Source organism: Phormidium sp. CCY1219, from assembly GCF_055795085.1.
Genome location: NZ_JAYFEQ010000678.1, coordinates 1 through 8,986 on the forward strand (window position 1 = coordinate 1; position 8,986 = coordinate 8,986).

Sequence of the window (8,986 nt, forward strand, 5' to 3'; positions counted from 1 at the left end):
CTGCCGAATAGTCCCAACCGCGCTTGCACCTCCGAAGTAAAAAATTCGTTACCTCACCCATATGAGAACTGCTATATTTCCTAAAATCCTTGCCCCGATCGCAGATTGCCCTGGGTTGAAATCTGAGGCCATTTCAGCGCCCAAGTCAGCGTGAAGTTCTTCGATGCTTTGAACTGCTGCATTTTTCCGAGATCTGTATCGTACTGTTTAAATCCTGACCTTGCCGGGAATTGTCCCCTGTCTCTACTTCTATAACTTTTTTGATATTGGCAATCTGCAATAAGCCGAGGGTGGCGCAGGTGCCACTGTAGGTAAATCAGGCAAAGAAGGGAAAATAAATTAAGGAGTGCTTGCAAGGGGTCTGGAGAGGGAGTGCTTGCAACAAAGCACAGGAGTGAGTAACAATAAAAGTTTGCAGCCATTGCTGCCCCGACTCATTTCGCCGATTGGATTGACACAGCAAAATGCTGCAAGCGGGTGAAACGGAAGTTGTTTTTTGCTAAATTATCGCCACTGATGCCCTACGAACCGCTGCACCATAAATATCGTCCCCAGAGTTTTGCCGATTTGGTGGGACAAGATGCGATCGCCACCACCCTAACCAACGCCATTCGGCAAAATAGAATTGCACCCGCGTATTTGTTTGCCGGACCGAGAGGAACCGGCAAAACGTCCAGTGCCCGGATTTTGGCCAAATCCCTTAATTGCCTGAACAGTACAGCCCCCACAGACGCGCCCTGCGGGAAATGCGAAGTTTGCCGCGCGATCGCCAATGGTTCCTCTTTAGATGTAATTGAAATTGACGCTGCGAGCAATACCGGCGTAGACAACATCCGAGAACTCATTGAAAGAGCGCAATTTGCCCCCGTACAATGTCGGCAAAAAGTTTATATTGTGGATGAGTGTCATATGCTCAGCACCGCCGCATTCAATTCGCTTCTCAAAACCTTAGAAGAGCCACCCGATCGCGTGGTATTTGTATTAGCGACCACCGACCCGCAACGAGTATTACCCACCATTATTTCTCGCTGTCAGAGATTCGATTTTCGGCGCATTCCGTTAGAAGCAATGGTGCAGCATTTAACCCAAATTGCGGCGAAAGAAAATATCGACATTGCCGAAGAAGCGGTACGAACCGTGGCGCAAATCGCCCAAGGGGGACTGCGAGATGCGGAGAGTTTGCTCGATCAGCTTTCCCTGCTAGAGGGGCAAGTTACCGTAGAGCGGGTGTGGGATTTAGTCGGGGCAGTACCGGAGCGAGATTTAATTCGGTTGTTGCACAGCATTGCTGCAGATGATGGAGAAGGCGTGTTGGACAATGCGCGAGAACTGATGAATCGCGGGCGAGAACCCTTGGTCGTGCTGCAAAACCTTGCCAGCTTCTACCGAGATTTACTGATTGCCAAAACCGCACCCAGCCGTGCGGATTTAGTTGCCCTGACGCCTCCCACATGGGAAGAACTGTGTGACATTGCGGCGCAGGAGTGGGAACTCGGGCAGATTTTAGCCGGACAGCAGCACCTACGCACCTGCGAAGGGCAGATCAAAAACACCACTCAACCTCGGTTGTGGTTGGAAGTGACATTATTGGGATTATTGCCAGCGGCGATTCAAGCTCACACAGAAGCCCGAACCGTAGCGACGCCGAAGACGAGAACAGCGCCGAAGACGCGATCGCCCCAGACAGCCCCAGTGCCAGCCGCAAGCCCACCGCTCAGCCCTGCAACCCCGGTGCCGGATCGGGGGATTGCCGAATCCTCAGTAGCGCAACCGAACCCCTCACCGATGCGCCCTCCCGAGGGGGAAGTGGGGGGGCAAGATCCGGCAGCCACTTCCCCTCCTCCCCCACCGAGTACAGCACTGGAAACCGAGGAGAGTCCCGCGCCGGATCTCGAGGCCATTTGGCAACAAGTCGTGGGGCGGGTAGCAATGGGGTCTACCCAAGCGTTACTCAAGCAACATGGAGAATTGATCGCGATCGCGGGTCAGCAGGCGCGAGTGGGCATTCGTTCGCAACCCTTGCTGCAGATGGTTCAGAAAGGAGTAGACTCCCTGCAAACCGCCTTTGAGCAAGTGGTCGATGGGCCAATTCACGTCACCCTAGAAGTGACCAGTCAGATGAAAGCGAAATCGACAACCGGCCCCAAAGGCGGTGAAAATCTCTCTGGGAGTTCAGGGTCTTCTGGGCCGGCAGTGGATCTCCCGAGGGAGCGCAGCGCCGGAAGGGGAGCCTCGCCGCCATCAGCCACCCCCCCGGTTCAGAGGATGCAAAAGGCGACCGGTGAGAGGGAAAAACCGTCCAACCCGGTTAAAAAATCTGCCCTTTCATCGAGGCAGCAAACCGCAGCACCAGCCGATAGCCGTGAAGAATCGGGGGAGGGAGATTTTGAGGAAACGCGGGTAGCAGCGAAACGATTTGCCGAGTTTTTTAATGGAGAAGTGGCGATTTTACCGGAGGATTGGGATATTGCCACCGTTGAGCTGACAGAGGAGAACGAAGGTTCTGCGTCGCTACCGGCACAAGAGGCACCGATCGCGGAGGATACACTCCCTTGGCACAGGGAAGAAGCAACCCGCGAGGCGTCGCCTTCCATGCAGGTGAGGGAGGCAGAGGTATCCGAGGAAGAATTACCGAAGCAAGCTGAAGTCGAGCAACCTGCCGAGAGGCAAGAGGGAGAGGACTTGAGCGAGGATCCGTTTGGTGGATTAGAGTTTTGATGCCTTGCAGTTTTGGGGAGAAGTAGGGCTGGGAGGGCTCAGAGAGGGTGTTTGAGGAGAAATGGGTGATGGTGCGAGGAGGTTTGCCCTTCCAAGGCGTAGGCATTGGTGGAGGAATGAATCTCGCGAGTCAAGGGAGAGTTCCTGGGAGGGGGTGAAAAGACAGAAGGCGAGAATTTGCAAATTCTCGCCTTCGGGGGTGGTAGTTAGGGGTGAAATTGTCAGCTTCCTTGATGGAGAGTTTTGACCCATTTCAGACGTTTAGGTCGCACCGACATGCGGATGGCGATACTGGCAACGATACCTAACCAGTGGAACATGTAAACAGTGCCGCGTAGGGTTTGGAGGAGATGGATGAACCGACTAGAAGTTGGTTGCGATCGCGATTGGCGCGAGGAGCTGGTTTCGATGCGCCGCAAACCCACAAACATGGCCACCAGGGACAAAGCGATCGCTAAACTGGTTATCGGCGCGAACACCGGCAGACGGTTGCGGGCGATCGCCATCAGCAAATCCGGTACAGTGGCGGCGGGAAGGAAATACTGGATCGTCCAAAAATTGAACATATCCCAAGTTTTGCCAATGCCCATGCGATTGCTCAAAATCAGACGCCAGTAGTCCAGATAGCGCTGGTAGCCGCCTTCTCCCCAGCGGTTGCGCTGATGCCAGAGTGCCAAGGGTTGGGTAACGCCTTCTTCCCGGACCGGGACCATGAGAAATTCAATGTCCCAGCGATCGAGATGCAATCGAAGGGTTAAATCGAGATCGTCGGTAATCGTTTCTTCATTAAAGCCGCCGCAGCGTTCTAAAGCGTGACGGCGGATAAACTCGCCATTGCCGCGCAGTTCTCCAATGCCGCCGAGGGCCGTGCGCTGTTGTTGAAAATAGCTATCGAGAGCCATTTCAGCCATTTGACCGCGCGTCAAGAAATTAACCGAGGGATTGGCGATCGCCTTTCGCATTTGCACCGCCCCGACTTGGGGGCGATGGAAGGCGGGCAATACCCGTCGCAGCACATCCGGCGACACTTGAGCGTCGGCATCGAACACGGCGAGAATTTCACCGCAGGTGAGGGGTAACACCTGATTGAGGGCACCGGATTTGCCCCCGGTGGCGTCAGCAGAGCGACGAAACACCTTCAGATTGTCGTATTTTTTTTGCAGACGCTCCAACACCTGGGGAGTGCGATCGCTGCTGTTATCGTCGATCGCCCATACCTCATAGAGAGTTTTGGGGTAATCCAGATTGCACAGGATGTCAATCAGCTTTGCGATCACCGCTTCTTCATTTTTCGCCGCCACCAGCAGGGACACCCGGGGCCAATGTTCTCGCGTTTCTTCCGACAAAGGGGGTGGAGCGTCAGCGGGGCGGGTCAGTAAGACTCGCAGGGCATGAATGCCCATCACGCCGGTGAAACCCAAGACGATCCAGGAACCGAAGGAAAGTAAATGAAGGGCAACGGTGCCACTCCAGACAAACACGAGTAAAACCGCAGCTTTGCGTCTGCGACCCTTGTAGCCGCGATAAACATCTTCTGCTGCTTCTGACTCGGAATCAGACCAGGCAGACAAGATAGAACTGAGAGGCTCGAACTCCGGAAAGGAGTTGTTTTCAGGCCAGGAATTCGCTGGCATAGGTAACGTGATTGAAAAACCAATATTTGTGCGTCATGCTCGAGCTGACCAATGGCAAGCGATCGCCCCTGGGGGGTGCTTTGGTGGTCTGATGCGGGGGCGATAGCCATCGCACCGACATCGGCGTTTCTCCGCAAAGGGGGAGGAAGCGACGGTTAGGGTCAGGAGCGGCGATCGCTGCCGGCTTCACTCGAGACTAATGATGCTTTATTGTATCCAAGATTGGTATATTTCTGGAAAAATGGGTCAATTTCTCTTTCCCACTCAGCCGCAGAGGGTTGCCAGGGCGATCGCGCGAGTCGGGGTGGGATAAACTGGTCGCGGCAATCCCGTTGTCCCACTTGCCACAGTTCCGTTGCTGGATTTACCCCCTCGTGAAATAGCCAGAGGGGTTGACAGAAAGAACCAATCGCCGGTTAAAGCCGGAAATGGGGCATCCTAGAGAGGAGCGGAATCACCCAGCACTCGGGGGGGATTGCGAACACTTGTCCACTAAACTTCGTAATCGAGATCGCAAATCAAGGAGCAGTGAGTATGGCGATTAACCTAGATCGACTTCAGCCAGCCGAGCAACGTGAAGTAGGCGTTTATCTGCCGTACTACCAGGGAAACAAGCGAGCCGTGTTACCGAGAGCCATCAGTCTCTATCGACAGGGCAATTTGGAAGGAGAGCGCAAAATCGAAGGAGGCGACGACATTTCTTTTGTGGCAAGCTGGCACGTTTCCTCTTTGCCTGCAGACTTAACCCGTTGCCGCATCCAGTTTGATGGCGATGCGGATCTCAGCTATGAAGTGACAATGGCAAATTTTGAGTTCATCGACCATCTCATCGAGGTCATTATCACTCATAAGCGCTATCACAAGGTGGATTTTTCCAAAGGGTTCTACCGTAAATTGCTACAGAGAGATGACTAAAATAAGGACTAGGGACTGAGGAATTGAGGAAACATTTGATGAACGAATCTGAGGAAGTTGGGAGCCACCCTTACTGACTCCTTCATCCAGTGTCATCCTGACGCAATCCCCCAGTCCCCGATTTTTGAATCGCTAACGAGTAAAAACTTTAGGGAGTGAGTGCGTGCCACTATCCGCAAAACAAACATCTAAATATTTATTGGTTGGATCCACCAAGGCTTACAGCGGTAAGTCCTCTATTGTCTTGGGCATGGCGCAACAATTCCAGCTCAGAGGACTTGATATTGCCTATGGAAAACCTTTGGGCACTTGTGTGAGCGCTTCTCAAGCGGATGGCATTGATGAAGATGTCCGTTTTTTAGGTAAAACGTTAAATTTGCCGCCCAACCGCTTGGGGCAAACCCTGCTTTTTTTGGAGCCAGAAACCCTGGAAAAACGCTTGCAAGGCTTTGACCGGACCGATTACAAGCCGCTTTTGGCGGAGTCGTTGCAGAATCTTGGGGGAGAGCTGATTATCCTGGAAGCAGGAGCCACCCTGGAGAGCGGACGATTATTCGAGCTGTCCGTGCCGCAAATGGCACAACAGATTGATGCCTCGGTGTTGTTGGTCGATCGCTTCCATTCGCTGACGGAAGTCGGGGAACTGGTGGGGGTGAAACAGCGCCTCGGCGATCGCTTGCTGGGAGTGGTGTTGACGGATATCCCTCCGGAGTCAATGAGCGCAACTGAAACCCTGGCGCGCCCTTTCCTGGAAGAACGGGGCATTCCCGTTTTCGGTATGATGCCCCGCAGTCAGTTGCTTCGCAGCGTCAGTGTGGGCGAACTCGCTTCGCGGCTCAATGCGGAGGTTCTGTGTCGTCGCGATCGCCTGGATTTGATGGTGGAAAGCCTCAAAATTGGCGCGATGAATGTCAACTCGGCGTTGAAATATTTCTCGGAAGGGCAAAATATGGCCGTGGTGACTGGGGGCGATCGCACCGAAATTCAATTGGCAGCTTTGGAAACTTCTACCCAATGTTTGATCCTCACCGGTCACGTGCCCCCGAGTCCTTTGATTATCACTCGCGCTGAAGAAGTGGAAGTTCCCGTGTTGTCGGTGGATCTCGATACCCTGACTACGGTGGAAGCAATCGAAGATGCTTTGGGTCACGTCCGCCTGCAAGAACCGATTAAGGTCGAATACATGCGAAAGCTGATGTCCCAGCATTTTCAAATCGAGGGCGCGATCGCTGCTCTGGGATTGGAAACTGCTGTCACTACGCCCTAACGCAACTGAAACCCTATGCGCGAAATACGCTATGACTGTAGATAGGGAAAATTGGTCTGTAGGGTGGGCCTGGCTAGGCGATCGCGATTTCCGCTTTGGTGGCGATCTCCAGTCAATGTCCACCCTTTTGTGCACCAGTCCCTACCCTGCCTATCCGCCATCCGCTTTCCGATGCCCGCTTCTAGGGCGGCAATTGCGCACACCCTCCACACTCCCCCGGATTCCTCAAGGCAAGCGGATTTTTCTGCCACGAAAGAGGGCGCTACACCTTACCCATTGCCCAATCCCTGCAGGTGGGTGGCTACCGCGATCGCAGTTTCGAGGGACAAAATAATTTAAAGTGTCTTCTATTTGCTAAGATATCTAAGTTGTTCTGTTTAATTCTGTAGCGTCTTTGAGTCAATCAATAGACACCGCATCCAATATCGATACTCTCGCGCAAGAACTAGCTACGATCCAGCAAACTGGCTCGAAACGAATTGCGCTGTTGGGTTCGCGTCACGTTCCCATTACCCATCAGACCCTCATCGAAATGATGAGCTATGCCTTGGTTTTACAAGGTAATCGGCTGATCACTTCGGGGGCCACAGGCACTAATTCGGCGGCGATTAAAGGAGCGATGCGGGCCGATCCGAATATGCTGACAGTCATTTTGCCGCAAAGTCTCAATCGCCAACCCCGGGAATCGCGCAAGCAACTCGAAAAGGTGATTCATTTGGTGGAAAATCCCACCAATGACCCCATGTCTTTGGCAGAAGCAAGTTCCCTGTGCAATTTGGAAATTATCTCTCGCTGTCAGCAGCTTATCTGTTTTGCGTTTCACGATAGTCACACCCTGTTGCAAACCTGTCAGGAGGCAGAGGAGCAACGCAAGCTGGTGACTTTATTCTATTTTGATTGAGGGTCAATCTCTGGCTGATGCTCTGGACAAAATGAGCGCAATGAGATACAATTATTTCCTCATTTTGGCACGGGGGAATCTCAATTTTCCACCGGACACTCTCAAATCAATCGGTTGAGCGCTCCGTGAGCGTCGCAACCATTCAGTTGAGAAGGGTTGGGGTGGTTTTGGTCAGCGCAGTGCTGATGGCAAGGGTCATCGGCGTGCCACCCCGAATAGCAGCATCGCCAGCGATCGTCTTTGTGGTGGCGGATTTTTGATTCGCCGTTTGCGCTCCGCGTGAATTGCCTTGGAACAAGGATGCAGGTGGGTCGTTAAACCCGATCGCGATCGCAACTCGATTCGGCTCGAGCCTCATTCCATTGCCTGTTATCTTTATTTATCCTGTACGCATCGTCGTCCATCATTTCGGATTTATGGCTTCTACCTATTCCTTTGATATCGTCAGCGACTTCGATCGGCAAGAATTAGTTAATGCGATCGACCAAACGAATCGCGAATTGAACAGCCGTTATGACTTAAAAAATACCAACACCTCGGTGGAACTCCAAGAAGAAAAAATTGTTATTGAAACCGATAGTGAATTTACCCTACAGGCTGTGCATTCCGTCATGCAGCAAAAAGCCGTAAAGCGCCAGCTATCCCTGAAAATATTTGACTATGGAAAGGTGGAATCTGCCAGCGGAAATCGCGTGCGCCAAGCGATCGCCTTGAAAAAAGGCATCAGCAAAGAGCTAGGGAAAGAAATTACCAAGCTGATTCGGGATGAATTAAAAAAGGTTCAAGCTTCGATTCAAGGCGATGTGGTGCGGGTGTCGAGTAAGTCAAAAGATGACCTGCAAACCGCAATGCAAGTGGTGAAACAAGAAGATTGGCCCGTGGCGTTGCAGTTTACCAATTATCGCTAACCCCTGCGGTTGATGAGTGGTTCCCAGGCGCACTCTGGGAGCCAATGCAGAGAGGCTCTCCCTAAAGATTTGCGATCGCGAGCTTGTGCATCTTAGGGGGCTTCTCGGCGTGCGGTTTATTAATATCGCCTTTTGCAAGCCGGATCTGGTGGGATATAACCTCCCGTGCATAGTCGATGGCGACAGGCGATTGAAATCGCGCCTCGCTCAGGGTTAATATCCCTAGGTTAAGGCTATCAACTGGACTCCCCTGGAGGCTGAGCGCAGTGGAAACCTCGTCAACCTCCTGCGGACATTGGATGAGTCGGTCCTGGGTGCGCTTAAGCGTTGCCATGCCCGTCGATTCCTGAGGATTGCCCGATCGCGGAGCCTACTACTATAGCATTCCCGCCCAATGGAATGATAGTCTGGGCGAAGCGCGAACCGCTAGCTTGTTTGACCCGTAGGAATCGATAACCTGGCACTCCCCAAAAATCTTTGACAAAACATTGCAAAAATTGAGAGCTACCGAGGGTCTGACAGGGATTGCTCACTTACGTTTTTATATAGCAATTGCAAGTTGTTCAATTGTGACGTACTCCCGACGCCGACCGCTTAGGCGGTACGGCGCGGGCTTCTGGGCCGAGACCTTTGAGATCTGGGT

Annotated in this window: 8 protein-coding genes; 5 read left to right on the forward strand and 3 right to left on the reverse strand. The window is 52.7% G+C overall.

Features of this window, described 5'->3' with window-relative positions; translation table 11 throughout:
• The first annotated feature begins 516 nt into the window (after nt 1-516).
• On the forward strand, nt 517-2,718 hold the full coding sequence (locus AC0QH1_RS19875) for a DNA polymerase III subunit gamma/tau (protein ID WP_442957344.1): 2,202 nt from the start codon (nt 517-519) through the stop codon (nt 2,716-2,718).
• 221 nt (nt 2,719-2,939) lie between these two features.
• On the opposite strand, the gene AC0QH1_RS19880 is transcribed toward AC0QH1_RS19875, so the two are convergent.
• Both AC0QH1_RS19880 and AC0QH1_RS19885 read right to left on the reverse strand, forming a co-directional pair.
• Nucleotides 2,940-4,352, reverse strand: coding sequence for a glycosyltransferase family 2 protein (locus AC0QH1_RS19880; protein ID WP_324633029.1), 1,413 nt, complete (start codon nt 4,350-4,352; stop codon nt 2,940-2,942).
• Nucleotides 4,330-4,542, reverse strand: a complete 213-nt coding sequence (locus AC0QH1_RS19885; RefSeq protein WP_324633031.1) for a hypothetical protein — start codon at nt 4,540-4,542, stop codon at nt 4,330-4,332. The genes AC0QH1_RS19880 and AC0QH1_RS19885 overlap by 23 nt, the downstream gene beginning before the upstream one ends.
• A gap of 344 nt (nt 4,543-4,886) precedes the next feature.
• Here AC0QH1_RS19885 and ebsA point away from each other — a divergent pair, with 344 nt between their 5' ends.
• From ebsA to AC0QH1_RS19900, 3 genes are all read left to right on the forward strand, one after another.
• Complete coding sequence (gene ebsA / locus AC0QH1_RS19890) at nt 4,887-5,267, forward strand: type IV pilus biogenesis protein EbsA (RefSeq protein WP_324633032.1); 381 nt, start codon at nt 4,887-4,889, stop codon at nt 5,265-5,267.
• A gap of 163 nt (nt 5,268-5,430) precedes the next feature.
• The gene (locus tag AC0QH1_RS19895; protein ID WP_324633035.1) at nt 5,431-6,534 is read left to right on the forward strand and encodes a phosphotransacetylase family protein; all 1,104 of its coding nucleotides are present in this window, start codon (nt 5,431-5,433) and stop codon (nt 6,532-6,534) included.
• A gap of 394 nt (nt 6,535-6,928) precedes the next feature.
• Nucleotides 6,929-7,435: a DNA-processing protein DprA gene (locus AC0QH1_RS19900; RefSeq protein WP_324633037.1), complete on the forward strand. Its 507-nt coding sequence runs from the start codon at nt 6,929-6,931 to the stop codon at nt 7,433-7,435.
• Between the two features lie 142 nt (nt 7,436-7,577).
• Here AC0QH1_RS19900 and AC0QH1_RS19905 read toward each other — a convergent pair whose 3' ends face one another.
• Nucleotides 7,578-7,793 carry a hypothetical protein gene (locus AC0QH1_RS19905; protein ID WP_324633038.1) on the reverse strand — a complete coding sequence of 72 codons (216 nt, stop codon included), beginning with the start codon at nt 7,791-7,793 and terminating at the stop codon, nt 7,578-7,580.
• 58 nt (nt 7,794-7,851) lie between these two features.
• Here AC0QH1_RS19905 and AC0QH1_RS19910 point away from each other — a divergent pair, with 58 nt between their 5' ends.
• Nucleotides 7,852-8,343: a YajQ family cyclic di-GMP-binding protein gene (locus AC0QH1_RS19910; protein ID WP_324633039.1), complete on the forward strand. Its 492-nt coding sequence runs from the start codon at nt 7,852-7,854 to the stop codon at nt 8,341-8,343.
• Nucleotides 8,344-8,986: the final 643 nt, after the last annotated feature.

Bases quoted from the DNA above. Each gene is read 5' to 3' on its own strand.
- AC0QH1_RS19905 (WP_324633038.1), bottom strand. From the start codon at position 7,793: ATGAGGCTCGAGCCGAATCGAGTTGCGATCGCGATCGGGTTTAACGAC.
- AC0QH1_RS19875 (WP_442957344.1), top strand. From the start codon at position 517: ATGCCCTACGAACCGCTGCACCATAAATATCGTCCCCAGAGTTTTGCC.
- AC0QH1_RS19880 (WP_324633029.1), bottom strand. From the start codon at position 4,352: ATGCCAGCGAATTCCTGGCCTGAAAACAACTCCTTTCCGGAGTTCGAG.
- ebsA (WP_324633032.1), top strand. From the start codon at position 4,887: ATGGCGATTAACCTAGATCGACTTCAGCCAGCCGAGCAACGTGAAGTA.
- AC0QH1_RS19910 (WP_324633039.1), top strand. From the start codon at position 7,852: ATGGCTTCTACCTATTCCTTTGATATCGTCAGCGACTTCGATCGGCAA.